At 39.0% G+C, this 24305-nt stretch carries 25 protein-coding genes and 1 pseudogene; 20 read left to right on the top strand and 6 right to left on the bottom strand.

Annotated features, from left to right (window positions below; all coding sequences use genetic code 11):
* From G4Y78_RS29190 to G4Y78_RS29170, 5 genes and pseudogenes are all read left to right on the top strand, one after another.
* The gene (locus G4Y78_RS29190) at nt 1-1419 is read left to right on the top strand and encodes an MBOAT family O-acyltransferase (protein WP_163836746.1); all 1419 of its coding nucleotides are present in this window, start codon (nt 1-3) and stop codon (nt 1417-1419) included.
* 136 nt (nt 1420-1555) lie between these two features.
* Nucleotides 1556-2242: pseudogene (locus G4Y78_RS29185) on the top strand (IS6 family transposase).
* Between the two features lie 1336 nt (nt 2243-3578).
* Nucleotides 3579-4613: a hypothetical protein gene (locus G4Y78_RS29180; protein WP_163836745.1), complete on the top strand. Its 1035-nt coding sequence runs from the start codon at nt 3579-3581 to the stop codon at nt 4611-4613.
* A 61-nt stretch (nt 4614-4674) separates the two neighbouring features.
* Nucleotides 4675-5310, top strand: a complete 636-nt coding sequence (locus G4Y78_RS29175) for an O-methyltransferase (RefSeq protein ID WP_163836744.1) — start codon at nt 4675-4677, stop codon at nt 5308-5310.
* 69 nt (nt 5311-5379) lie between these two features.
* The gene (locus G4Y78_RS29170; protein ID WP_163836743.1) at nt 5380-5745 is read left to right on the top strand and encodes a nucleotide pyrophosphohydrolase; all 366 of its coding nucleotides are present in this window, start codon (nt 5380-5382) and stop codon (nt 5743-5745) included.
* Nucleotides 5746-5872: 127 nt separating this feature from the next.
* Here G4Y78_RS29170 and G4Y78_RS29165 read toward each other — a convergent pair whose 3' ends face one another.
* From G4Y78_RS29165 to G4Y78_RS29145, 5 genes are all read right to left on the bottom strand, one after another.
* Nucleotides 5873-6550, bottom strand: a complete 678-nt coding sequence (locus G4Y78_RS29165; RefSeq protein ID WP_163836742.1) for an IS6 family transposase — start codon at nt 6548-6550, stop codon at nt 5873-5875.
* A gap of 285 nt (nt 6551-6835) precedes the next feature.
* The gene (locus tag G4Y78_RS29160) at nt 6836-7045 is read right to left on the bottom strand and encodes a cold-shock protein (RefSeq protein ID WP_163836741.1); all 210 of its coding nucleotides are present in this window, start codon (nt 7043-7045) and stop codon (nt 6836-6838) included.
* A 300-nt stretch (nt 7046-7345) separates the two neighbouring features.
* A complete protein-coding gene (locus G4Y78_RS29155) occupies nt 7346-7780 on the bottom strand; it encodes a PIN domain-containing protein (RefSeq protein ID WP_163836740.1) in 435 nt (144 codons plus the stop codon).
* Between the two features lie 2 nt (nt 7781-7782).
* Complete coding sequence (locus tag G4Y78_RS29150) at nt 7783-8007, bottom strand: AbrB/MazE/SpoVT family DNA-binding domain-containing protein (RefSeq protein WP_163836739.1); 225 nt, start codon at nt 8005-8007, stop codon at nt 7783-7785.
* 76 nt (nt 8008-8083) lie between these two features.
* Entirely contained in the window at nt 8084-8320 is a 237-nt protein-coding gene (locus G4Y78_RS29145; RefSeq protein ID WP_329604988.1) for a tyrosine-type recombinase/integrase, read from the bottom strand.
* A 225-nt stretch (nt 8321-8545) separates the two neighbouring features.
* Between G4Y78_RS29145 and G4Y78_RS29140 the strand changes: the two genes are divergently transcribed.
* The 5 genes from G4Y78_RS29140 (at nt 8546) to G4Y78_RS29120 (ending at nt 10582) form a co-directional block, all read left to right on the top strand.
* Nucleotides 8546-8860, top strand: coding sequence for a hypothetical protein (locus G4Y78_RS29140; protein ID WP_163836737.1), 315 nt, complete (start codon nt 8546-8548; stop codon nt 8858-8860).
* Nucleotides 8861-9205: 345 nt separating this feature from the next.
* Nucleotides 9206-9544: a hypothetical protein gene (locus G4Y78_RS29135; protein ID WP_163836736.1), complete on the top strand. Its 339-nt coding sequence runs from the start codon at nt 9206-9208 to the stop codon at nt 9542-9544.
* 70 nt (nt 9545-9614) lie between these two features.
* Entirely contained in the window at nt 9615-10007 is a 393-nt protein-coding gene (locus tag G4Y78_RS29130) for an elongation factor Tu (RefSeq protein ID WP_222937783.1), read from the top strand.
* 67 nt (nt 10008-10074) lie between these two features.
* Entirely contained in the window at nt 10075-10326 is a 252-nt protein-coding gene (locus G4Y78_RS29125) for a hypothetical protein (protein ID WP_163836735.1), read from the top strand.
* A gap of 13 nt (nt 10327-10339) precedes the next feature.
* A complete protein-coding gene (locus G4Y78_RS29120; RefSeq protein ID WP_163836734.1) occupies nt 10340-10582 on the top strand; it encodes a hypothetical protein in 243 nt (80 codons plus the stop codon).
* 500 nt (nt 10583-11082) lie between these two features.
* Here G4Y78_RS29120 and G4Y78_RS29115 read toward each other — a convergent pair whose 3' ends face one another.
* Nucleotides 11083-11811, bottom strand: coding sequence for a hypothetical protein (locus G4Y78_RS29115; RefSeq protein ID WP_163836733.1), 729 nt, complete (start codon nt 11809-11811; stop codon nt 11083-11085).
* 168 nt (nt 11812-11979) lie between these two features.
* On the opposite strand from G4Y78_RS29115, the gene G4Y78_RS29110 reads away from it, so the two are divergent.
* The 10 genes from G4Y78_RS29110 to G4Y78_RS29065 all read left to right on the top strand — a co-directional run bounded on the left by G4Y78_RS29110 (nt 11980) and on the right by G4Y78_RS29065 (nt 24233).
* Nucleotides 11980-13242 carry a Y-family DNA polymerase gene (locus G4Y78_RS29110; RefSeq protein ID WP_163836732.1) on the top strand — a complete coding sequence of 421 codons (1263 nt, stop codon included), beginning with the start codon at nt 11980-11982 and terminating at the stop codon, nt 13240-13242.
* Between the two features lie 47 nt (nt 13243-13289).
* Nucleotides 13290-13994, top strand: a complete 705-nt coding sequence (locus tag G4Y78_RS29105; RefSeq protein ID WP_163836731.1) for an SOS response-associated peptidase family protein — start codon at nt 13290-13292, stop codon at nt 13992-13994.
* Between the two features lie 109 nt (nt 13995-14103).
* Entirely contained in the window at nt 14104-15240 is a 1137-nt protein-coding gene (locus G4Y78_RS29100; RefSeq protein WP_163836730.1) for a hypothetical protein, read from the top strand.
* 100 nt (nt 15241-15340) lie between these two features.
* Nucleotides 15341-15541 carry a hypothetical protein gene (locus G4Y78_RS29095; RefSeq protein ID WP_163836729.1) on the top strand — a complete coding sequence of 67 codons (201 nt, stop codon included), beginning with the start codon at nt 15341-15343 and terminating at the stop codon, nt 15539-15541.
* 211 nt (nt 15542-15752) lie between these two features.
* Nucleotides 15753-16118, top strand: coding sequence for a hypothetical protein (locus tag G4Y78_RS29090; RefSeq protein ID WP_163836728.1), 366 nt, complete (start codon nt 15753-15755; stop codon nt 16116-16118).
* A 57-nt stretch (nt 16119-16175) separates the two neighbouring features.
* The gene (locus G4Y78_RS29085) at nt 16176-16433 is read left to right on the top strand and encodes a hypothetical protein (protein ID WP_230425791.1); all 258 of its coding nucleotides are present in this window, start codon (nt 16176-16178) and stop codon (nt 16431-16433) included.
* A 176-nt stretch (nt 16434-16609) separates the two neighbouring features.
* Nucleotides 16610-18733, top strand: a complete 2124-nt coding sequence (locus G4Y78_RS29080) for a type VI secretion system Vgr family protein (RefSeq protein ID WP_163836726.1) — start codon at nt 16610-16612, stop codon at nt 18731-18733.
* Nucleotides 18730-19614 carry a DUF4123 domain-containing protein gene (locus G4Y78_RS29075; RefSeq protein WP_163836725.1) on the top strand — a complete coding sequence of 295 codons (885 nt, stop codon included), beginning with the start codon at nt 18730-18732 and terminating at the stop codon, nt 19612-19614. The genes G4Y78_RS29080 and G4Y78_RS29075 overlap by 4 nt, the downstream gene beginning before the upstream one ends.
* 17 nt (nt 19615-19631) lie before the next feature.
* On the top strand, nt 19632-23180 hold the full coding sequence (locus G4Y78_RS29070) for a hypothetical protein (RefSeq protein ID WP_163836724.1): 3549 nt from the start codon (nt 19632-19634) through the stop codon (nt 23178-23180).
* Between the two features lie 6 nt (nt 23181-23186).
* On the top strand, nt 23187-24233 hold the full coding sequence (locus tag G4Y78_RS29065; RefSeq protein ID WP_163836723.1) for a hypothetical protein: 1047 nt from the start codon (nt 23187-23189) through the stop codon (nt 24231-24233).
* Nucleotides 24234-24305: the final 72 nt, after the last annotated feature.

Raw genomic sequence — 24305 nt, 5'->3', positions numbered from 1 at the left:
ATGAACTTTCAATCATTTCATTTTTTTATATTTTTTATAATCGTTCTTATTATAGTTAGAGGTTTCCTTTGGGGAAAAAATAATTTAAAGAAGGCTTTTTTACTTATAGCCAGTTACTATTTTTACATGTGTTGGGACTGGCGCTTTGCTAGCCTAATACTTACAATCACACTAATCAACTATGTAATAGGCCCTCGAATTTTTCAGGCAAGGACGAGTGGAGAGAAAAAAGGCTGGCTAGCCCTATCACTCATTTCAAATTTAGGAATTTTAGCCTATTTCAAATATGCAAATTTTTTCATCGAAAGTATGCAAGAGCTCCTATCAATCGTAGGAGCAAGTGGAGAATTAAGGCTATTAGATATTATTCTACCTATTGGTATTTCTTTTTATACTTTCCAAAGTATTAGTTACACGCTCGATATCTACCGAGGAAACATAAAACCTGTGCAAAGTTGTATAGATTTTGCACTTTTTGTAGCTTTTTTTCCACAACTGGTTGCCGGTCCTATTGTAAGAGCCAATCATTTTCTACCCCAGCTGGAAAAATCCTCGGAGGAAGAGCCCAATAGCTTTGAGTCAGGCATCTCCCTAATAATTCGTGGTTTTATAAAAAAAATTGCTTTTGCTGATATACTCGCCTTACATATTGTAGACCCAGTATTTGCTAAGCCATCAGAATTCTCACCTTTGTTCCTGCTAATTGCTATATATGCTTATAGTTTTCAAGTATACATGGACTTTTCAGCCTATACAGATATTGCAAGAGGTATAGCAAGAACACTAGGCTATGAACTGCCTATTAACTTCAATCGTCCTTATAAAGCGGTGAGTATTTCAGAATTTTGGCAACGCTGGCATATTTCTATGTCATCTTTTTTTCGTGATTATTTATTCTTTAGTTTGGGTGGATCAAAGCAAGGGAATGTGTATTTCAACCTACTCATCACCTTTGTTGCTATCGGAATATGGCATGGTGCTGGGTGGAACTTTGTTCTATATGGTTTATGTCATGGAGCCATGGTATGTATAGAGCGTTGGCGCCGTCTACGTAGAGAAAGACTTGGCCTAACACTTTCTTACAGTGGTTGGCGCTTAGTCTTACAAGTATTTTTAATTTTTAACATTATTTCACTCACGCGTATTTTGTTCAGAGGGGGAACAGTTGAAGATGCAATAAATTATGCAAAAGCAATGCTTGATTTCAATAATACCAATCTACCATTAAGTTTTATTGGTATGATCTGTCTACTAGCTGTAACAATACTACATTTTACTCCAAGTAAGTGGACTTTTGACTGGAAGGTGATTTATTGCCGCTTACCTGTATATGTTCAAGCAATATCTATTGCATGTGTAGCTTATGGTTTGCTTGCTTTATCTTCTGGAGCAGCTCCATTTATTTATTTTCAATTTTAAATTGAAGCGGAACCAATATCCGCTGCAATTCAATCCCTTATTAGAGGTGCACTATATTCGGGTTCTGTCGCAAACTTTTACCCCACATGATAGCCTTTCCCGTTCCTGCTAGCCCTATGGTTGTTTGGTAGTCGCTATGAGTGCAGATGAACGCTTTAAAGGTTGTCACTTTCCCAAATGCGTTGTACTACAAGCCGTGTATTATTACCTTCGGTTTGCATTGAGTTACCGCGATATAGAAGAACTCATGCAAGATCGGAATGTGCCTGTCGATCATTCTAGTATTCAACGATAGGTAGTAGCCTACTCAGCCAAGCTCGAAAAATCGTTCCGAAAAAAGAAGTCACCTGTCGGCCGCGGTTGGCACATGGATGAAACCTATATCCAGGTAAAGAAAGACTGGTACTATCTGTATCGGGCCGTCGACAAACAAGGACGGACCATTGACTTTTTATTTACCAAACACCGGGACACTATGGCTGCCAAACGTTTTTTCAAGAAGACCATTCGTGCGAATGGCGTGCCAGAGAAGATCACTATTGATGGCAGTGCAGCGAATAATGCCGCGATTGCAGAAGTAAATAAAAAGCTGGAGAAGCCTGTTGTTATAAGGCAAGTGAAGTACCTCAATAACAGGGTTGAACAGGATCATCGGTTTATTAAGCGCATCACTCGACCCATGTTAGGCTTTAAATCATTCAATAGTGCCCGATCTACACTAACTGGTATTGAGTTGGTGCATATGCTTAGAAAGGGTCAGCATGCTGATTCAACAGCTAATAACAAGACAATATTTGAACAGTTCTGTGCATTAGCAGGATAATTGTGTCCAGGGAGCAGGCATATTAGAAACTGAAAAATTTCCGCGACAAAACCCAAAAATCTTCGACTCTTGAGATTATCGGCGGTTTTTGGCAAAAAATGTAATAAATAAAAGGTTTTGATAATAAAAAATACCGAAACAGTATTATGATACTGTCGTATAAAAAGTAATCCGATTCCATTAGTTATCGGAAGTTTTTTTGAGGGGGGGTTAGTATTCTGGGGTGGGGTCGGAGCACTAAGGGCGCTAGCAGGAACTGAGCTAGGAAAAAAATAGTATTCACGATAATACTGTTAGTTCTGAACTAAAACCTAACTCTCAATTAGATAGTTGGCTGATTTGTAGTTAAAAAGTCAGCTTAATTTAACAACTAAAAATTGGTCAATCATAGTAATATGATTTACTTTATCAGATGACTTACCCAGTAAATCACATAGGTTTTTTCATAAACATCAAATTCCAACAGGTAATATCTAACACTATTCCATCATAATAAACGCTATAATTAAAGGGGTTGATAGAATTTATTACATTAAATATTTTTACAAGAATTATTAACATAATGTTTTTATGTTTTGGCTATATCTACTGCAATTAAAGCTCCAATTATCTGAGTAATAAATTAATTATAATATACTTTAGTGTAAGTAAAATGGTAAAAATAATATTTACTGATCAATTAAGTATGTAAGTACTTTATTTTTTGACACCTCAATTAAGATACTAGAAGTATAGTAGAACACCTTATAAGTAAGGTGCATGTCTTATTTACATTACTAATAACAAAATTTTCTAGTAAATAAAATTTAGAACTTACTCAAAAAACTTCATACTTGTAAGTAAAGTCGATAATCAACCTCTTAAAGACAATAAACACTAAGCTCTATTTTCATCTGTCCATGTAATTAAATCGTCTTGCAGACTATGAAGGGATTACTGGGCTGATTTGAAAACATGTAAATAGAAGAGTTCAATGATGATGCCATTCAATCACTTATCAGTTCTCATCATTGGTGCTGGGCCTATAGGTCTCTGGTCTGCGCTTGAAATATTAAGATCCAACTATTCCTATAAGGTAATCGTAGCCGAAAAGCGGTTTAATGCTATGAGGCCTTCTGAAAGTTGGCTTAAGAGGAACATGGTTGTACAGTTTCATCGATATTTACTTAATATCGACAAAGGCTTTGAGAGGTCAATACACTGTCCTACTTTTATTTCCCCTATAGCTCCTGAACCCTCAAGAGCAATGTATCATGATTACGACTATATGAGTCTCAACAATATTCAGTCTTCACTATATTTGTTTCTCAAGAGTAGATTCTCTGAAAGGTTTTCCATGGTCAAAATGCTTGAGATGCATAAAACAACCAACCATTTTACACTTGATCTGGCTGTTACCAGCGAAAATGAACTTCGAGAGTTAACATGCCCTGAAGTTGTTGTGGATGCAACAGGGTTCAAGTCAAACTTTATGCATGAATTATTAAGCATACCCTTTAAGGGCTGTATGAATTATGGTTGTGCAATAAAAACTACATGGCCAAGTCATCAATTTTTGTGTAATAATACAGAAATTGAGTTTCATGATTGCCACCCCAATACTTCTAAATTTATTAATGGCTATTCTTCTAGTGCAACTTTTTCACCAATCGTAAATCACTATTATAATTTACTTTCTGACTACGGCTTTTCTCTTGACTTCACAGCCAAGCCTACTACCTACCATGAAACTAAAGGTTTACATAAATGGTTACATCTTTTGCTAAAAGATCTAAGTGCACTGGATAAGAAGTCCACTGCTTATAAGCATTCTTTACAACTATTTAATAGATTTAGAAGCTCTGATGTTAATGGCCTCTCAGGTCTCGAAGTAATATCTAGCCTATCTAATATAAAAACCCCTGGAGCCAAATCCATGGCTCAGAGAATTCGTCAGTCGGTCAATACACTATATCGAAGCCCCGAATCGGAACCTTTTTTACATTTAGAATCTGAACGCGCTCTTGATAAGGTTCAAGTAGTATTCATACCAGAAAGAATTGAACGATATCTTGCGCTAAATAAAGCTGAACCTACGATAGACTTCAGGTTTTTTAGTCACGGTGAGCATAAACATACTTTCTCAAAAAAAGTCAACGCTTTTGCTGTAGGTGATAGTTTGGCATCAACTGACTTTCGAACTGGTCAAGGGCTAAACCGGGGACTTAGTGTCTCTACACAGATTTTCTCAATGAAGAAAGATCCAGAAACTGTAAGAAAAGATTTAATTAATAATTGCTATTCTGAATCTAAGTTTATAGCTTTTACTCATCGGGACAGTAATATCCAGTCTGCCAGAAAGTGGCTATTAAACTCTGTAACAGTAGTTTAATAGAAAATATGTGTTTCATACACTGAAGTAAGTAAATTACTCATAAATATAGGGCACAGCCATGGATGATATATTAAAGCCAGGAATCAACGACTACTGTATAACAATGACTCAACCAGGACCCACTCTGCTTGAGGAAGTATTCCAAACTACTAAGAGCACAATAGCTCTTCCACAAATGATTAGTAGTAGGGTTTCTGGCCGGTTACTTAAGATACTCACACAGATAAGCAATGCCAATCGGGTGCTTGAAGTAGGTATGTTTACTGGATACTCCGCTCTATGTATGGCTGAGTCACTCCCTCCAGATGGAAAAATAGTATGTTGTGAGATTGAACAAAAACACATTGATATTGCGAGTTCTTTTTTTAGGAAAAGTCCTCATGGCTACAAAATTCAAGTATTAAAAGGGCCTGCTCTTCAAACTCTAGAATCTTTAGATGAACAGTTTGACCTCGCTTTTATTGACGCAGACAAAGAAAACTACCCTGCATACTACGAACTCGTGCTAAAGCTGACACGACCAGGGGGAGTGATTCTGATAGATGATGTTCTTCGTCGAGGAAGAGTTTTAGATCCCAAAGGGCCTGAAGAAATAGCCATTCATCAATTAAATGATTTCATTAGCCGTGATAGTCGGGTTGAAAATGTATTGATAAGTGTAAGGGATGGAATAAATTTAATAAGAAAAAATTAATATTCACAAACTCTTAAACAGTTCTTAGGTTCTGCCGTCTTATGTTTCCCTAACAAACATGAGGATGAAATGAGAGATCAGGAAACCACTATCCATACTCTTAAAGAAGTTGTTGATAATTTCTGTCTAGAGAGAAACTGGGATCAATTCCATAGTTCTAAGGAACTGGCCATTGGCTTAATAACAGAGTCCTCTGAATTATTAGAGATTTTCCGCTTTAAAACAGAGGAAGAAGTAAACGACATCATTAAAAATCCAGTCAAAAGGACTCTTATTTCAGAGGAATTATCGGACATTTTGTTTTTCATTTTAAGGTTCGGTCAGCTTTACGACTTTGATCTTGCAACAGCCTTTGAACAGAAGATGAAAAAGAATGAGTTAAACTACCCTGTTGAAAAGTGCAAGAATAAAAACTTTAAGTATTCAGAGTATTAACATTAGTTTTTCATTTGTATTACTTAACATTTGGTGAAGTATGCTTTTACTTGTCTCTTCTCGGTAGGCACGTAGGTTGTATTGCAAATATTTAATTAATTCAAAAACTATTTTCCCTTGGGCGCACTTAGCCTACTAGTGCATAAAATTGTTCAGCCGGTGATAAATTGCCACGATAGTGTTTTTTTATTTGCCCTTTTTTAATCATATGCATGAGCTCAATGCCTTTTAAGGTTTTCTGTGCCGAATGAAAATTCTGAAACCCCATCATCGGTCGGGTAATGCGCTTAACACCACGATGGTCTTGTTCAGCCATATTATTGAGGTATTTAACCTGGCGTATTTCAATCGTTTGATCATTAGCTTGATTATACGCCTTAACTGCCGCTTTATTGGCACCACTCTTATCCATATTAATTAAGCTGGGTTGAGTATTTCGCCGAATGGCTTTTTTTAAAAATCGCAAGGCTGCTTTTTGATCACGCTTGGCGGTTAATAAAAAATCAATGGTGTGCCCTGCTTTATCAACGGCGCGGTACAGGTATTTCCATTGGCCTTTGACTTTAATGTAGGTCTCATCAAGGCGCCACCGTCCATTGGGCTGTCGCTTCTTTTTTTGAAAAGCCTTTTCCAGTAGCGGACAATAATGAACAACCCAGCGCTGAATTGTTGTATGATCAACATCATAGCCACGCTCTTGCATCATTTCTTTGATCTGTCGATAGCTCAATGGGTACGCCACATACCAGCGAATGGCTTGCAAAATCAAGGCTTGATGGAAATGGCGGCCTTTAAAGCTGATCATTAACGACTCGCTTTGCATCAATCAAAGAGAATTAGACTAACAGATGACAAGGGCTGTGCCTATTTGCAACACAACCCAAATCTTCTAGCTCCTTTATAACTAACCATAAAACTGACTAACTTTTGTATAAAAGTTAGTCAGTTTACTCCATAAAAATCAGTCACTTAGGGTTTTGCTACACACAGAGTTTTTAGGATTAAAACCATCAAATAAAGAGATGACTTTTTATAAAGTAGGCTGTACAAGCTAAACGGAGATTTCCGTTTAGCTGTCAACTTCAGGGAGCTACAGAGGAACTACGTTTTCAGCCTGCGGGCCTTTAGGGCCTTGAGTAACTGTAAACTCAACTTGTTGACCTTCGTTAAGTACTTTAAAGCCTGAAGTTTGAATAGAGCTGTAATGAACAAAAACATCAGGGCCGGATTGTTGCTCTAGAAAACCAAAACCTTTTGATTCATTAAACCACTTAACTGTGCCATTTTTTTGATTAGACATGTATTGATCTTTTAATAAAAAATTAACTTTACACCCACATTCTCATATCTTGAGCAATGTAGACGGTATAGCAGATAAACAGGGGTGTATGTATGAAGAACTTAACGAGGAACTACAAAAGAAACATCGTGTAAACATAAATAGACGCCGCATTTTCAATGCTTGCCCTCACTATATACAAGACTATTCAATATATCAAGGGAAAAGTCTCTGTTCTCCGAAAAAGCCAATTTTTTAGGACTTTGCTATACAGCAGAAGCCGTGCCCAGCTATAGTCCTGTGACACGGTAACAATGATGACTAGGGCGCTTTCGCTCCACTGATTTGCTGAGCAGCTAGGTCAAAAGTATATAATCCTCCAAACTGGCTGTTTTTCTGTGTTATTACTTGTCTAGATTTATTAATAATCAAGACATCTGCAAAATCAGCATCTTTTTTCTTGCTGCCAACTTTTACTTTTTCAGAGAGCCGATAATCGTTCATGGCTCGCCATATAGTTGGACCATCTTCAAACACAATGTTGCGCTCTTTGAAGAGACTATCCAGCACGTTCAGTATATCTTCTTTACTGGCTTTATATTTCTTGCCTTTGAGTGTCCATAAGGTTTCAGTTAATACAACATCTGTAATTAGCACTTGAGCCTGTCCATTGATCAACTGATTGGCTTTTTTAGACTGGCTCTCATCATCTTGCAGCAAATAACGTAATAGCACATTGGTATCAATAGCGATCATTATTAATGGCGCTCATCAATGGTGCTTTGTAGAGACTGCTCATCACTGATGCGCTTGTCAGCCTTTAAGTGTCCTAGAACGCCTTTAGCTGCACCTGCTACCTTTTTAACAATGGTGATTTGACCGTTATAAATATAGGTGTCTATCTCATCACCTGGCTCAATATGGGCCTCTATACACTGCTCTATAGGCAATGTGATTTGTCTTTTTGTGCTGACTTTTGGCATAAATCACCTCTTTACTTTTCTATAATAGTAAAGAATATATAAAACTTTACTTTTTATCAATAGTAAAGATGTTTTATCAAATCTCATACAAATACAGCTCGTGTATCTCCTTCTCTTCAATGCCCAAGTAGTCCAGGGTTTGCTTTTGGGTCGCATGACCAAAGGCTTCCATCAGTACGGGCACCGGGGCGTTGTTACCCTTGCGTTGCCAGTAACCCCAGGTCTTGCGCAAGGTGTGGCTGCCGTAGTTGCCTTTGAGTCCCACGTTTTTACACCAATCCTTCACCATGCGGTTGACGGTGGGTACTGTGATTTGCCCACACTAACTCTAAAATAATGGATTATCTGTTGTATAGTCCTAGACCAATAGCTGTCGTTATCGGCGGGGTTTATAGGCGTGGAGGAGGATGGAGCACAGGGAAGCTCTGATAGCCAGGTGGTTGCGTTTTATACACGGCAGAAGGGTTACGCCTATAATTAAAATACTGCAAATTAAAGCAGCATAGTGAAGTTTATTTATAGTTAGGCACTATAACGAATGAACTATTCTCAAATAGACTCAACGATTTCGAAATGGGTAGATAAACACAACTTGAGCTTATTTACATCTGTAAAAGGTAACGGAAACACTAGTTATCGAACTGTCTATATTTCAAGTACGAAAGGTGAATGCTGCCAAATATGGATAGATGAGCCCATTTCTGGAAAAGTTTGCATACATGTAGCAGATGTAGAGTCTGAACAAGATGAAAAATTAGCTAAAGAATGGTGTGTACCCCTAGAAGAATTAGGTGAAGCGCTAGATAATACTATCAGCTTTATATACCAATGGTTTGGCCGTAAAAATGCTTGATCGGCTAAGAGCAGATATTTAGCCAGCGCCTGAGTAATCTTTATCAAAACATTGGATTTTAGGAAAAACAATGAAGCAAATTGCCATACGGAAAAATTACAGCTACTTCAAGACAACTAGCGAAGAAATTGACAGTTGCTCATTTCAATACTGTGGACAGTTTTTGAATTATAAAACATTGCTCTACAGGCCATGTACCATAGGAAGGAGGAGTTTATTGCATGTTAAGCCTCAGGCTATCTTGCAATAAAGTATATGAGAGTAGAGCACTCCCCCCGTAAACACTAACATACAACACCTATAAAACTGTCCGCAGTATTGATAAATGCGAGCATTATATAAATCATGAAAACTAAGATAAAAACATTAAATCGAAATGTTGTTGTTTTGAAATCAAAGAAGAGCTTTCGTGCATTACTAGAATCAGAGGGGTTAAATAGTTTTCCTGCAGAAGAAAACGTTTACCTTATTGACGAGTGTGATGATTCCGATTTGATAGAGGGAATACTTCAAGATTCGTTTCATATAATACTTGCAGATATTTTAGGTGATATAGTACCTGAAGAGAATAGAAAGGATTTTTTCTCAAAAGTACTTTTAAATGAGCACTTTGATATTGAGTGGCATTGGTTTGTTAATGATTTATCGAATGAGCCATTGAAGCATGAACATACAATCATATAAGAGCTGGTATCTAGCCAAACCACAAGCGTTATTAGAATGACGTCCATTTAGTTATGTGTTTGGAATTTAAATGAACGAAAACGAGAAGCTTGAGAAATTAAAAAAGCATATCGCAGACAATAATCTGAGAAATAAATACTCGAATGTTCAATTTGATGCAGAAGCAGAGGTTTATTTTCTTAGTACTGAAGAAGGTGGTCGGCATACACCGGCAATAATTGGTTATAGCCCTAACCACCTTATGAAAGATGATTATCTCACATCGGGACTACACGTTTATCTGGATCAAGACTATGTTTTTCCTGGTCACATAGCAAGAACTGGAATTGTGTTTATCACACCAGAAGTTTACCCTCATTGCTTAAGTGTTGGCATGAAAATTCGAGTACAGGAGGCGAGTAGGTTAATTGGTTATGCCAAGATTACGAAAATATTTAACAAAATATTGGAGATCAGTACATAACTGGATAAAAGCTGGTATATAGTCCGGCCTTAGCCTTATCGTGAGCATACCACCGTTTAGAAAAGTGGTGTCAGAAGCCAATGGTAATTTAAGGGTTGTAGAAAAAAGATTAGGATTAAGTGATGGATATTTAGGTGATAAAGATACAATGGTTGTTCATATTGAACGAAAAGATTTGGATAGTTTAAAAGTTCCTTCAGGTAACGAAGGAGGTGCTAATCAATACTGGGTCCCAGGAGGTTATACTTCTGGAGGAATACCAGAAGCTGTTGTTAACTTATTAAGTAAACCTCCATACAAAGAGATCAAATTTAAGTAGAAAGGATATAGCTATGACTTTTTATGAAATAAAAGAAGGCCACTATCCAAAAGAGCACATGAAATCAAAAAAAGATGAGATACAAAAAAATGGGTGGAGTATAAAAGAAGAAAAAGGAACTTTCTATTTATGTTATATTTCTGGCTCTCTACAAGGTGAATTAAAGGAAATTGAAATTAGTAAAATTGACTTTGAGCTAGCACGAGATGACAAAATTGATTTAGATACACTTTGCATAAAATATGGTGCCAATTAGATCCTTGGCCATAATTCAGAGTTATGGCCAAAGATCAGAGAATTCAAACAAGCAATCTATTTAACATAAGATAGTTTATGCGAAACTCACCTGTAAGTATTTACAGGTTATAATTGGTCTTTCATTCATTGTCTGATCCTTGGTTTGATGATACCTTTCCCACGCCTTGCACCAGGCCATAACTGGGACAAGGCATCTGCTGGGAGTGCTGAGCCTCCTGGCTTTTACCTGGATTGCCTTTTTTGACCTCTCGCCGTTTATATAATTTACCATTTTCTATTAAACTGCAGGTACCGTCATATTTTCGTGTTGCTACCCCTTCGCCAGCAAAAACCCAGTCGCACTCAGGGTAGGCTTCCTATATTACTTCGCTCATGTTATCAGGGTTTCTTTTAAATATTTTTCATATCGGCCACGTAATATTTAATATTTCACTGGAAGCCATATTGAGATTAACTGGCATACACTCAAGATCGCTAAAATCAGCTAAAAAATTACTATTAGTTGGGTTCAGTAGCCGTTTCATTACATCGAACAATCCACTCATAAGCCAGTGATAATATACAAATTTCAATAACTGCAACGATTAGCCAAACAAGATCGTAAACAAAGTTCAAATAATAAGGTAGAAATGGTAGATAGCTTATTATTTGACTTGTCAAAATCGGCAGCAAACCAATTAACACAAATATCCGTAATTGATGGTTAGATGATATACTCCATGCCCATCGCAAAGACTTTTGCTGGTCTGTCGCCGTTGCAGGCAGAATCAGGCTCCATCTAGAAATACAATAAGTAGCCGGCAGCATCAAGATAGCCATTATGGAACTGAACGGTAAATTATTTTTCGGTAACAACGTAAATAAATTGTAGCTAATTGCCGCCGCAGCGCTATATATCACTGAAAACCCAAAAAATATTAATAAGAACCTGGTTTCTCTTTTGGTCCATCTTAAAACGGGCGTTGATTTAATCGCCTCATCGCTAAGCAGGAAAACTCGATGACAGCCAATGGCACTCAGCACAAATGCCAAGTAGTAAATTATATAAATAAAAAAATACAGTATAAAATTAATTTCCGGAGGGTGAGGGATCAAATAATCCATTAAAATCATTAAAAAAATAAATGGAATCCCTAACCGCAATAAAGCCGTTATATTCTGAAAGGGAGTTTTTAATCCTTTTAAAAAAATTTCTTTTAAAGGTAAGGTTTTATTTACTTCAGTCAATTGTCTTCAACCATAATGAACAGATTTTAAGAGGGTGAATAATATACATGTTGACCCAATGAGTAAATCAGACTGATCACTGCGCGATCAATACTAATTGGATTTGACACCAATCAGATACCTATATACTGTTTATATATACAGTATTTTGTCGGTTGTTGAATTAGCATGTATGCGCTCACGGATATGAACTGCTTTTATGTAAGCTGCGAGCGGCTTTTCAGGCCAGATCTGGCAGGCAAACCCGTGGTAGTGCTCAGTAATAATGATGGGTGTTGCGTCGCTCGATCCCCAGAAGCCAAAGCCCTAGGGATCAAGATGGGTGAACCTGTGTTTAAACTGCAAGGTTTGATCAAACGTCATGGCATTACGGTGTTCTCATCAAACTATGCGTCATATGCCAATATCTCCAATCGAGTAATGGCTGTCCTTGAGCAGCTATGCCCTACGGTTGAGGTTTATTCCATTGATGAAGCATTCCTTGACCTAACAGATATGGCTTGTGAGGCGTCCTTAAAAGGCTATGGGTTTAAGGTGAAACAAGCCATTGCCCAATACTGTGGTATACCCGCGTGTGTTGGAATTGCTCCAACTAAAACCCTAGCAAAGTTAGCCAATCATGCGGCTAAGCAGTATCCAAAGACAGGTGGTGTGGTTGATGTCTGCTCAAAAAAGGTTCAAACCCGCTTACTACAGTGTATGCCAGTTGATGAAGTCTGGGGGGTTGGTCGACGCTTAAATCAAAAACTACGAGCAATGGGGATTAATACAGCCTATGACCTGGCAAACTATCCTGAAAAGCTACTTCGCCAGCATTTCAGCGTGGTGTTAGAACGTACAGCCAGAGAATTAAACGGCGAGTCTTGTATCGCGTTAGAAGAGCACCCTCCAGCCAAACAACAAATTGTGTGTAGTCGATCATTTTCCAAACGGGTACACAAGTTGGAAGAGTTAGCCGAATCCATCAGTTGTTATATGACCCGAGCAGCAGAAAAACTCAGGCAACAACAATCCAGAGCTCAGTTAATCAACGTGTTTATTCGGACCAGCCCTTTTGCTGATACTCCACAATACAGTTGCGGTGCTTCCCTGCCCTTACCCCACCCTACGAGTGATACCCGGGTACTGGTCAAAGCGGCTAAAATGGGACTAGAAGCGATTTATCAACCGGGGTTTGCTTACGCGAAGGCTGGAGTCATGCTCTCTGATATCAGTGTGTCTAGCTTTGATCAAGCAGACCTTTTCACTCCTGAGATTGATACACAAAAATCACAACACTTGATGAAAACAATTGATCAGATCAACCGTCGTTTTCCAAAAGCCTTATTTCTCGCGAGTAATGGTACCCAACGAGGCTGGCAGATGGCCAGACATCACTTGTCTCCAGACTACCTTACCAGCTGGTCTGATCTACCTAAAGCCAGATTATAACAGCCGTTATACTTCACTATATGACCAAGGAAGGAGTGAAATAAATAATGTGTGGGCAATTTGGGTTGGCAGATAGTTTTAACTGGGGCAAGTTTACAAAGCGACTGAATTTACAGGATATTAACGACCCAGCATCAATAAACCTACGGTATAAAGAAGCATTCGTACCTACCAACACTGTATCCATTATTACTCACCAGGACGGTTATAAAGTAAACGAAGCCATTTGGTGGTTATTGTTAGAAGAGGCTGAAACCCACTTTAAAGCAAATGCAAAATATGCAACATTCAACTCAAAATCTAGCAGGCTAATTACAAGCCCTGTCACTAAAAAAGCATTTAAACAAAGTCGCTGTATAATCCCAGCTACTCACTTTGTTGAAGGTGATGGACCACAGGGCAATCGCTATTATCATTTACTCAAATCTGCTAGCGGTATGATTGGGTTCGGGGGGCTATACCGTGAATGGACACACTCTAAGACAGGTGAACACTGCTATTCAGCTTCAATCATCACTTTGCCAGGACACCCAAAACTTAAGAGTATTCATAAAAACTCACTGCCGTTAATGTTACCTCTCGACCAGCCTGAAATAGCACATGATTGGTTAAACCCAACAATACGAGACCCACAGTATTTTGAATCACTTCTACAGCCAAGGTTGCATGAGTCATTACAGGCCCAGCCAATAGAAAGGCCCGGTCATCCCACACCTAATGGTGACCAGTTTAGTATTAAAGCTGACGGGTAGTCGAATAATTGATTTAATAAGCCTATGGTGTAGGTAAGGTTTGAAAAAATTCCCTTACCACAACTCGATAAAAGAACCCTCATCTTATTAATGCTTTTGAGTAGTCTGCATGGGTCATAGAGCTAACTATTTTCTTGTTGAAGAAAATAAAACATCCATATTTTATCATCATTGGGGAGCAAAATCGTTGCCAGAGGACTTCTTCTGGGGTTTTGATGCCAGTCTTAGTTATTTAGCAACGTTAGAGTCAGGGGAAGAAAAGTTGCTTGATGATGTATGGTGTGAAGGAGCAATTTGCATTAAGCCTGATATCCGAGAGCTGATACTATTTGGTGGTGAGGATCTTTATTATGATAAATCATTGCGCAATGTCTTTTTATCAATGATGTCTATCTCCTGGGCTGAGTGGCGTATTAAATGGGCAAAAAAAGGAATTATAGATGTTATTCAGCTATCCTCAATTTCTCCAAAAAGCGTCACCTCAAATAGTAATACAGATGAAGACAGTGATGACCTGACACAACCTGAAGCTGATACTTTTAATGGTGAGTGGCATGAGTGTTTAGTTTTAATTCGCTCAGAGAATGACTTGATCACAACCTCAAAAGACTCTGCTCAACGTGTTTTATCAATAGGGCCAGGCTTGTTGGATCAGCTATCAGAGATACCTCCTAGAAGTATCATTCGAGAGGGGGACGATGATTTTCCAGTCTCACAGCTATTTATAGACACAACCTGCAAGACAATTCATATTTGGGAAGAGTATGAAGAACTGCCTGATAGAACAGACTTACTAAGTAAACTATGGACAGGCTGGCAGGTTCACTCACATCCTGGTGGGTTCTATGAGTTTTGCCAGGTGGCTGGCATTCCCTATTTTGAGCATAGTCGTACCAGAGAAGAATATATAAAGGAGATCCGCCACCTAGTGCTCCAAGATTCAAACTTTGATCCTGAAGAAGTACTGCAAACAATAGAAAAGCATGTTCATGATGAAGAAAATTTCATTGAAAAGCTCAAATCAAAGGTAGTGAATATTTTTATTAAAAAGGAACCTAAAATACAGGTTCATCCTAGTTTCCTACAAAAAGACAAACCCCATCTTGAGAAAAAAGCAAAAATGGAGCTATTTTCTGCAGTAATTGACAAGTTTATGAGTGATATACCTGATTTAGAAATTGTGCTGAGCGCTGATGAAGACTGGTTTAAAAATGGGTTACCTGAATTGATACAGTCCCCTAAATAAAACTTCAATGATCAAAAACCGATCGACTATACAAAGATGAAGCACTAACCAACCTATGAATAATATTGAGCTAAAGCAACAAATTTTAAGCGTAGTAAATATGGCTATGCAACAAAGTTTTAATCGAGCATTAAGTGCCTTAGAAGATGCAAAAGCAATCGATACTAAAAAAATGCGAGAGCATTATAATGGTTTTGGTTCCAAATACTATGATCTTGTTACCGAGCAAATGAAGTTTACAGAACAACAATTGGAACCTATTATCGATGAAATTATTCAGTCGAGCCAAGGTAATCGTTAGTTCTTATATCACTCTAGTTTCACCACAACATATTCATGATAGATTCTCTAAAAACAGGTTAATTTTTGATTAAGGATTAATCTGTTTTCTTGCGAAAAAAACAGCTACTGTTGACCTCAATACACACAAAATAAATAGGAATTTAAGTACATTCTATTATAATAGAAAAAGCTGTTCGTTTTATTAATTACTGAGTAGGCACACGGAAGCAATGATTACTAAAGTATTAAGGAATTTTTTTCTAGGTATTCTAGCTACGGTTTTGATTGGTAGTCTTAGTTACTATATACGTTTGAAAATGATCGAGAAATCAGCAGAACACTTTATAACCAAAAGTCAAGAATATTCAAAACAAGTACTTGAACAGCAAAGATCAAGCCTACAGGCAAAACAACGACAAGCAGAACATGACTATAAGAAAGCTCAGGAAGAGCATGCTTTTAATGAGGCCTTTTATGCGTGGTATACTGAACCAGATGGCTGTGACAATTGGAAGTCTGACAGTCATATGGTTGAGTGTGTTAACCACAAAATAAATGCTAAAAATACATTTAAATCGATTTATCAAAACAATTAAGTTATTTAGTTAGGGACGCTAATGAAAAGGACACTCTTTTATTTTCTCTTAGTTTCAATGAGCAACTATACTGCTACTGATACGCTAAGTGATCAACAAATTAAATCACAAATAATTCAACAATCTATTCAATCATACCCTGGGAATTGCCCTTGTCCTTATAATCGAGCCAGTAATGGAAGTCGCTGTGGAAAACGTAGTGCATGGAGTAGAGCGGGAGGTTATTCCCCCTACTGTTACCCTTCTGATATCTCAAATGAAATGGTCAAGCAATATAAAGCTAAGCAAACATCCTCAACTAATAACAAATATTGATCACTTAATTAATATGACTAGCCTCTCTATTAAAGCAATTCGTAACACTAGACATTAATCAATCAGTTACCTTAAAGCCATTCTGCTAAGGGTTTACTATTTCTGCCCTTGCGCTTTTAACCCTCCCCTTTTAATGTACAGCTTTTGTTTCAAAGTTGACCATTGAAGGTGTAATCATGGATGTAGGTAGTAGTAGCCGGTTTACCTTTAGTATCAAAGGGGTTGAAGACACGCTTCGAGTGGTTCGGTTTGATGGCCAAGAAGGCATTTCCCGCCCTTATGTGTTTACGATTGATACGGTTTGTGAAAATTTTGACCTGGATCTTGATGCGATTTTGCAGCAACCCGCCCAATTAGTGATTCATGATGCTGACGAGCCTCGATACATCAACGGTATTATTCACGCCAACCAAATCAGTGATCCTATAGGTCGCTTCTGTCGTTATCGGTTTGAACTGACACCTAAAGTGTCCTTGCTGCACTACCGGGTTAATTTAAAGATTTTCCAAAATCTCACGGCCGATGCCATTATCCGGCAAGTATTGCTAAATGCAGGACTGACCACCGACGACTTTACGTTTCAAATCACTGGCGAATTACCCACCCGCGTGTATTGCACTCAATATCAAGAGTCCGATTTAGACTTTATTCATCGGCTGATGGCTGAAGATGGCCTTCACTACTTTATTGAGCAAACTAACAATAACTGTTTCATGGTGATCAGTGATAGCCACTACAGTTTTAAGCCTGTCCCCGTTACCCCTGAGCTGGAGTATAAATACCAGGCCGGGATGGAAACCACCCATTACTTTATCAGCCAATTTTATGTAACAGCAGAAGCCCAACCCAATACTGTCGTATTTCGTGATTACAATTTCGAGCATCCACGCCAGAACTTGGAAGTTAAAGAATCTGCCAGTGATGATAAATCCGGGTTAAACGGCTTGGAGGTTTATCAACATAATGTGTCGTATCAAAACCCAACCGCCGGTAAGCAAAAAGCTGCAAACCTCATTAAAGCCTACAAGTCCGTTAAATTGACAGGGGATGGTTTCAGTAACAGCCCTCATGTATCAGCCGGGCATTTTTTCCAATTACAAAACTACGATGACAGCCGTTATGAACACTATTGGTTACTCACTGGGGTAATTCATGATGGTATTCAAACCCAGGTATTGGAAGAACACGACACCGGTAGAGGCAGCAGCTACAGCAACCGCATTATTGCCACCCCACGAGATCACCAGTTTAAAACCCTGCCGTTAGCCCCTAAACCAAAAATTCGAGGTAGCCAAACGGCGTTTGTGACTGGTCCCAAAGGGGAAGAAATCTACTGCGATAAATACGGCAGAATCAAAGTTCAATTCCACTGGGACCGGGACGGTCAATACAATGAAAACAGCTCCTGTTGGGTACGGGTCAAACAAAACTGGGCAGGTAAACAATGGGGGGATTTACAAGTCCCCCGGATTGGCACCGAAGTGTTGGTGAAATTTATTAACGGTGATCCTGACCAACCAATTGTGATGGGCTGTTTATATAATGGTCGGGATAAACCACCTTATAAATTACCCGATCATAAAACCCGCACCACCTTTAAAACCAACAGTACACCCGGTGGTGAAGGCTTTAACGAAATTCGTTTTGAAGATAAAAAAGGCAGCGAACAAGTTTTTATTCATGCTGAAAAAGACCTGGAAGTTCGGATTAAAAACGACAAACGGGAAACCATCAGCAACGAACGTCATTTAGTGGTGGGCAACAATAGCTATGAGCACACCAAAGGCAACCACCACCAACAAATCGATGGCAACCAATACATCAGTATCGACCAGGATAGTCATACAACAATTGGCGGCAGTTTACACAGTAAAACTGGCAGCCAGTACATGATCCAGGCCGGTAATGAAATTCATATTAAAGCCGGCGATAAAGTTGTCATTGATGCTGGGGTGGAACTCACCTTAAAAGGCGGTGGTAGCTTTGCCAAACTAGACCCATCCGGTGTCGCCTTTCAAGGCGCAACCCTTAAAATTAACGAAGGTGGTAGCGCTGGTTCGGGTAGTGGGGTGAGTATTAAAGAGCCTTCTCAGGCTGCAGAATCTGATAAAAATCAACCTGGACAAAAGTTTGAACCTATTCCACCACAAGCAGCCAAAGCACCTGTTCCACTTGGCTGGCAGTTAGATAGTTTAAAACTGGCCGCTCAAAGTAAAACCCCATTAGTTCAGCAGTGCCAGAAACAACCTAATGGCTCATGCCCACGGGCAGACTGCCCCTGTGAAAGGAGTCAAGCATGATTAATACCATTGAAAATAATCAGCTCATATCAAAGCTACCTGCGGAACAAACTTATGTATTAGTGGATGGCGCAGTTACAGGCAGTCAAACGATTATTGATACGTTATTTGATTATGCTGAGCAACCTGAATACCTCAAGTTATATCAGGGAACAGAATATCATTCATTGCAAGAGATCAGCCCGGTATTGGTAAAAACCAATCAAGATGACCCTTATTTTTTTCATCTAACCCAAGAATTAGTTGGAAAAATCGCTTTTATTATTATTACCAGTGAAGTTGATAGCCACTGTTTAATACATCATTTACAGCAATTAATCAGCGTTAAAGCAAGCCACATGGGCTCCTGTTATTTCCGTTATTATGAACCACACTGCTTGAAGTTTTTAGTACCCACCCTAACACCACTACAAGTCGATTGTTTGCTAGGACCGGCAGCCAGCTGGTATTGGCCTTGTTTACAAGCAGGGCAGCTGCATCAATGGGAGTCTATTGACCATAAGCCATTACTCAATTTAACGGAACAAATGCCTTCTTTTGAATTGAGTGACAATCAGTTGGCTGCTTTTTCACAAGCTATGCGTTGGGTATTTATCGATGATCAGTTGGCAAGCCATCAACAAACGCCCCTTTTAAAAGCACTGGCTCCCGACTTTCAATACCAAATTGTAGATAGCTTTATTAATCAATTTGACCAAAAAGGACTTTGTACGCCAGCCCATCTGATAGTGGCACTAAAAGCCTGCTACAGCCTTAAACCAACACAGTTGGAGCCATTTTTCGCTAGCCTGGCTAAACATCATGGTCATAGTGAATTAGAACTGGTGAAGCTTGTTGAGCAGACAATAAATCAACTGAAACAAGCAGCAGTTGCCTTATAGATAGGGATGAAGTCGTTATGAGTGGTATTAAACGGATAGATCAGTGCGTTATCAGTCACCCATGTAGTCAAAAAAAGCTTTATGTACAAACGCTGGGTATAGAAGATACCCCACAACATCAGTATGCGATCATCCAAGGCGGGAAAGAAGTAGTCACCCTTTCTAAGCTAGAACGCCTGCCTGAGCAACAGTCAGCAGGGATGACTGTACCTCAAAGTGACGTTTATGAAACGGATGTACCTGCTCCAGGTGATACCAGTAAACATCAGCTGGCTATTAAAATACCGACAGAGACAGGCAGTCCTATTTATTTACCCTTACTAGACGAGGGAGAAGTACAACCAACGCCGTATACTAAACCACTACAACATAATGTCATGGCATTGTTGCTACCCATGCTGTATATGGATCGTCAAAAACAACACATTGGTCCAGTGCGCAGTGGTTATATTTATATTTTTAAACAAGGAAAGTTATGGCGTGAAGTACTAATTGATGAGAAAAAAGACAAAGCGCCTGAATTTAAAGATGTCAATATAAAGGAATATCGACAAAAAGCCACAGGTGGTCAGCCAGCTGATCTACGTCAAGCAACGGGTATCTCACTAAAAAACTTACATGTCCCCTTAAAATTACAAAATGGTGTTAGCCTGCGTACAGCGGGATATGTAATAGCTTTTTCTGAAAATCAGTGGAGCTGGCCCTATATTCAGTGGCTAGAAGCATCTGCTAATCGAGTCGACAAACGTTGTCAGTCACTTTTGCCCCTAATCGATTTACTAACGGGTGTTTCACCTGCTGTATCAGGCAGTAATGCACGGCCAATCAAAGAATTACCAGAATGCCGTAGCCGGAGTTTTGCTATTGAGTTAGCTGTATCCGAGCCCTGGAAAGTCATTCATGATGTCAGTGGAGACTACTTTAACCAGCTATTGAAAAAAGCACGAACAGAACGTAATGCCATTGATGCTGAAAGCGATGAGCCCTATCAAGCCTTAACCAAAGACAGTCGGCTTGATTTATTACACCCCGATTTACGACTTAATACCCTACATGAAAAGTGGAATCATGCCAGGACGACTCCAATAAAACCCGAATTGGCTAATTGGGAAACGTCTTTATCCGCTTCAGGGGATATTTTAAAACCTTATCGGGACAAACATTGGTTCTGCCTGGTATTGTCAGACCCTTTAGGAATAGCACGCCATGCAAGAAAACAATTGCAGGATAGCGTCATGCTCCTGCAAACGCTTAATGAAGTGATCCGCTATCATCCTTTTGCCCCCTGTGCTGATATTGTCTATTTGAATTTACTCAAGCAAGTGCTAGAGGATGGCTCACCAAACCCACTTTATAGTGGAGGCTGGTTTGATACAGCGCTCGACTTATCAGACAGTGGACGGCTATTCCGCACGATCAAAGAAGAAGAGCGCAAGATGGCAAGAGAGAATGTTGCTATTTTGCAAGAAGAGCTACTTGCCCTGCTTGAAGATCAATCTAATGGCAATTTAACTGAAGCATTGCGTGATTTATTTACACTTGAGGGTGCCAATTACATCTGTGGCTATATCCATGCAGCAGGAATAGTCGACAGTTTGTATACCAACTTGATGTTGGTAGACTCCCGTGTATTAGCAAAAGATTTACCGGCAGTTAAATGGCAGAAGCCAGCTATTGTGGATCAAATTGTCTCGGGTGAACATCCGCTAGGGAAAATGATGCTTCCCTATAGCCCCAGTGATACTAATGACGGCAGTGGTCAATGCCGGTTAGCAGACTTAAAAATGCTTGCTGAAATGCAGCCGAGTGAAATCCACGACTCTCACATTCTTGAGCTTGAAGCATATAAATCCATCCAACTCTATTTAAAAGGCCAGGAAGAAGCCTCGGGTATGACTAATGCACGACGCCTGTCTAATACATTAGACCCTATAATATCTGGGATAACCATGGTGTGGTTGCAATATATTCAAGGACAGTTAAAAAATACGGGACTGATATCAGCTAAACACCTATTCACTCCCTTTGAAGACTTTGTGAAGCATGTAATCCCTTTTGTGACTGAAGTTAAATTGCGTCTTAAAAATAATAAAAATACTTACTTTGTTGTGGTCGATATACTAGAAGAGCAGTCTAATTATAATTTGCCACGTATAAGTAATACTCACCATCAGCTGGAAGTTATTCATGAGAACCAACTATTGGCTGCCTCTGATGAAGCTCGTTATGCTGGCTCTGTTAAAAATCCCCAACGCTCATCGAACAATGAACTTTTAAAATTAGCGCATAAAAACCCTAAAGAGTTGACGCGGCTGAGTAATAAGCAACGTATGGCGCGTATTTCGGATTATTTATTAAATGATGCCAGGGCTTTGCCTTCAATTTTAGTAGCCTTTGATTTCTGGAACTTATCTGAAGAGCTCCACAAAAATTATGGAGATAAAGTTAACCGACAAGAGTTGGGGAAAATTAGTGCTGGCCTTGATTTAATTGTAACAAGTTTAGCATTACTAACAAAGTTGGATAACTTAAAACACTCTCGATATTCATATTATGCTAACTATCAATCAAAGGTCATTAAAGGATTCAGGACTCGATGGCTTGGTCCCCAAGCGGGTGGTATTAGTAATTTATCTTTGTTTGGCTGGTTTGCTGCACAGGTTACCATTGCAACGGTGATATGGGATGCTGTTGATAGTATTAAAGAGGGTGATTATGACTCGGGGTATGCCCAAATAGGGGTTGCAAGTGGCTTATTTATCGTATCCCACCCTAATGTGATCGCAAGATATATTGTAGTGCCTGCTGCATCCAAGGTACTTGGGATAAGTGTTGTGGCTTCAACTCCTCTGTCAGTTGGGATAGTAGTAGCTGGCTTGGGGTTAGCTATTGTGTCTCAAGTAATAGCCAGTCAAACTAAAGACGACTCTTTAACAAAATGGCTTAGAAACGGCCCTTTTGGGAGTGAACGTAATTTACAGGATCCAGTCCTTTCCCATGAAATAAAGGCTTATAAAAGCCTGCTTGAATCGGTGATGCCCGTTAAGATATCACTGGTAAAACACTTTTTTGAAACTGATGTGCCTACAGATATTTTAAATCAAATTAAAAAGCTAACAGGTAAAAACTCACCAAATATAATATTGGAACTTACCACTCCAGCCTTTGATATGGCGGTTGATAAACCCCAGTTTAGCCTAGATGTCAGTGAGGTCTGGACTAAATCATCCATTGATTACCACTCGAATCCAAGAGAAGTACAAAGAGCGACAGCAAAGCCACAATATTTGGGGTTTGCCTATAGCCAACAAACACTTCGCTGTTATGTATTTTACTATTCACCACGATTAGGGCAAAACGGTACCACTAAAATGCAACAACCAACTATCAGTACTACCAGTATAACTGTAGAACAACTCGCATTGGTCGTACATGGTGGAGAATTAAAGTGCAACTTACAGGTGTATAACCGTCAATTAAAAAAATACGAAGTACATTCCGTTACCCTACCATTTGATAATAAACAGCAACAAATAGTGCTTGATTATGATCGGGAAGTTTTTTAATAAATTATGCTAAATAATTCGTATTATTCTGAAACAGCTTACCGTGGTCATCGAATCCCCCGGCAAAGACCCTATAGTAAAAAAAATGGCATATTGTATAAAATGCAAGATATGCATACAAAAATGGCCTTGCGCTTACCCTGGGGAAACTATGCTAATATCGATAGCGCCCAAATTATTGATAGTGGCTTCGAAATAGCCAATGACCCAGAGCGAAAAAATCCTGAATCTTTCGCTAAGAAAGTTAGTTGGAATCATGAATGTTTAAAAATAGATAATAGTCACTGGCTACTTGAAGGATTAGCGTTTCTGACAGCTGTATTTGGGTCAAGATTTGTTATTGGTATTACGCTTATAGTAGTTTTTTTGGTTGGTGTAGAAACATACATAACTAAAGATAGAATCAGTGACTTCATTATAACTATACTATTTTGTTTACTACTTATTCACTTAATATCTTATTATGTAATGCCTATATTTTTAGAAAAAATAGAACAATTTTTTGTAGTTGATCGAGGGTGCGGATTTTTTAGAAAAACTGGTATGGTTCGCAAGCATGTCACTGGTAAACAGTATTTCGAGGCGCCTTTTACTGAGTTTGATGCAACTTTAATCAACATGCCGGATATTAATGGCTTGCCCCGCTATCAGCTTACCTTAGTCCACCGTTACCAACCCATTTCGTTTAATGTGCCCATTGGTTTAGAAGGAGTATTGGATGGCCGTTTCAGGTTGGCTGACTGGGATACCTTACAACGTTTTATGGATATTTCCCAACCTTTGCCTGATATCCCACAGTTAGAGCCTTTCAGAGCTTTAGATCCCGTCACATCTGAATATGATAAAGCAGGCAAACGAGGCCGACCAGATGACTACTGGGCTAACATAAGTCACGATGAATGGTTTAAAAATCACGAACCAGAGTTACTAAAGGCCATTACCAGCTTTCATTGGCAAGGACTAAAAGATTATATGGCTGGCAAAGTACCTGGCCGAGAAGAAGAGGACCAAATTGCCAGAAGACGTTGGTGCTCGATAAAGTGGAAAGGGTAAGGTTCTAAAAATGTTCCTGGGCAAAAGGAACTGGAAAAACTATAGCTACATCACTCTTCAGCATTAATAGTA

The organism is Spartinivicinus ruber, from assembly GCF_011009015.1.
Lineage (GTDB): Bacteria > Pseudomonadota > Gammaproteobacteria > Pseudomonadales > Zooshikellaceae > Spartinivicinus > Spartinivicinus ruber.
This window is presented reverse-complemented; position numbering and strand designations above follow the sequence as displayed.

Bases quoted from the DNA above. Each gene is read 5' to 3' on its own strand.
- G4Y78_RS29190 (WP_163836746.1), top strand. From the start codon at position 1: ATGAACTTTCAATCATTTCATTTTTTTATATTTTTTATAATCGTTCTT.
- G4Y78_RS29180 (WP_163836745.1), top strand. From the start codon at position 3,579: ATGGTCAAAATGCTTGAGATGCATAAAACAACCAACCATTTTACACTT.
- G4Y78_RS29175 (WP_163836744.1), top strand. From the start codon at position 4,675: ATGGATGATATATTAAAGCCAGGAATCAACGACTACTGTATAACAATG.
- G4Y78_RS29170 (WP_163836743.1), top strand. From the start codon at position 5,380: ATGAGAGATCAGGAAACCACTATCCATACTCTTAAAGAAGTTGTTGAT.
- G4Y78_RS29165 (WP_163836742.1), bottom strand. From the start codon at position 6,550: ATGATCAGCTTTAAAGGCCGCCATTTCCATCAAGCCTTGATTTTGCAA.
- G4Y78_RS29160 (WP_163836741.1), bottom strand. From the start codon at position 7,045: ATGTCTAATCAAAAAAATGGCACAGTTAAGTGGTTTAATGAATCAAAA.
- G4Y78_RS29155 (WP_163836740.1), bottom strand. From the start codon at position 7,780: ATGATCGCTATTGATACCAATGTGCTATTACGTTATTTGCTGCAAGAT.
- G4Y78_RS29150 (WP_163836739.1), bottom strand. From the start codon at position 8,007: ATGCCAAAAGTCAGCACAAAAAGACAAATCACATTGCCTATAGAGCAG.
- G4Y78_RS29140 (WP_163836737.1), top strand. From the start codon at position 8,546: ATGAACTATTCTCAAATAGACTCAACGATTTCGAAATGGGTAGATAAA.
- G4Y78_RS29135 (WP_163836736.1), top strand. From the start codon at position 9,206: ATGAAAACTAAGATAAAAACATTAAATCGAAATGTTGTTGTTTTGAAA.
- G4Y78_RS29130 (WP_222937783.1), top strand. From the start codon at position 9,615: ATGAACGAAAACGAGAAGCTTGAGAAATTAAAAAAGCATATCGCAGAC.
- G4Y78_RS29120 (WP_163836734.1), top strand. From the start codon at position 10,340: ATGACTTTTTATGAAATAAAAGAAGGCCACTATCCAAAAGAGCACATG.
- G4Y78_RS29110 (WP_163836732.1), top strand. From the start codon at position 11,980: ATGTATGCGCTCACGGATATGAACTGCTTTTATGTAAGCTGCGAGCGG.
- G4Y78_RS29105 (WP_163836731.1), top strand. From the start codon at position 13,290: ATGTGTGGGCAATTTGGGTTGGCAGATAGTTTTAACTGGGGCAAGTTT.
- G4Y78_RS29100 (WP_163836730.1), top strand. From the start codon at position 14,104: ATGGGTCATAGAGCTAACTATTTTCTTGTTGAAGAAAATAAAACATCC.
- G4Y78_RS29095 (WP_163836729.1), top strand. From the start codon at position 15,341: ATGGCTATGCAACAAAGTTTTAATCGAGCATTAAGTGCCTTAGAAGAT.
- G4Y78_RS29090 (WP_163836728.1), top strand. From the start codon at position 15,753: ATGATTACTAAAGTATTAAGGAATTTTTTTCTAGGTATTCTAGCTACG.
- G4Y78_RS29085 (WP_230425791.1), top strand. From the start codon at position 16,176: ATGAGCAACTATACTGCTACTGATACGCTAAGTGATCAACAAATTAAA.
- G4Y78_RS29080 (WP_163836726.1), top strand. From the start codon at position 16,610: ATGGATGTAGGTAGTAGTAGCCGGTTTACCTTTAGTATCAAAGGGGTT.
- G4Y78_RS29075 (WP_163836725.1), top strand. From the start codon at position 18,730: ATGATTAATACCATTGAAAATAATCAGCTCATATCAAAGCTACCTGCG.
- G4Y78_RS29070 (WP_163836724.1), top strand. From the start codon at position 19,632: ATGAGTGGTATTAAACGGATAGATCAGTGCGTTATCAGTCACCCATGT.
- G4Y78_RS29065 (WP_163836723.1), top strand. From the start codon at position 23,187: ATGCTAAATAATTCGTATTATTCTGAAACAGCTTACCGTGGTCATCGA.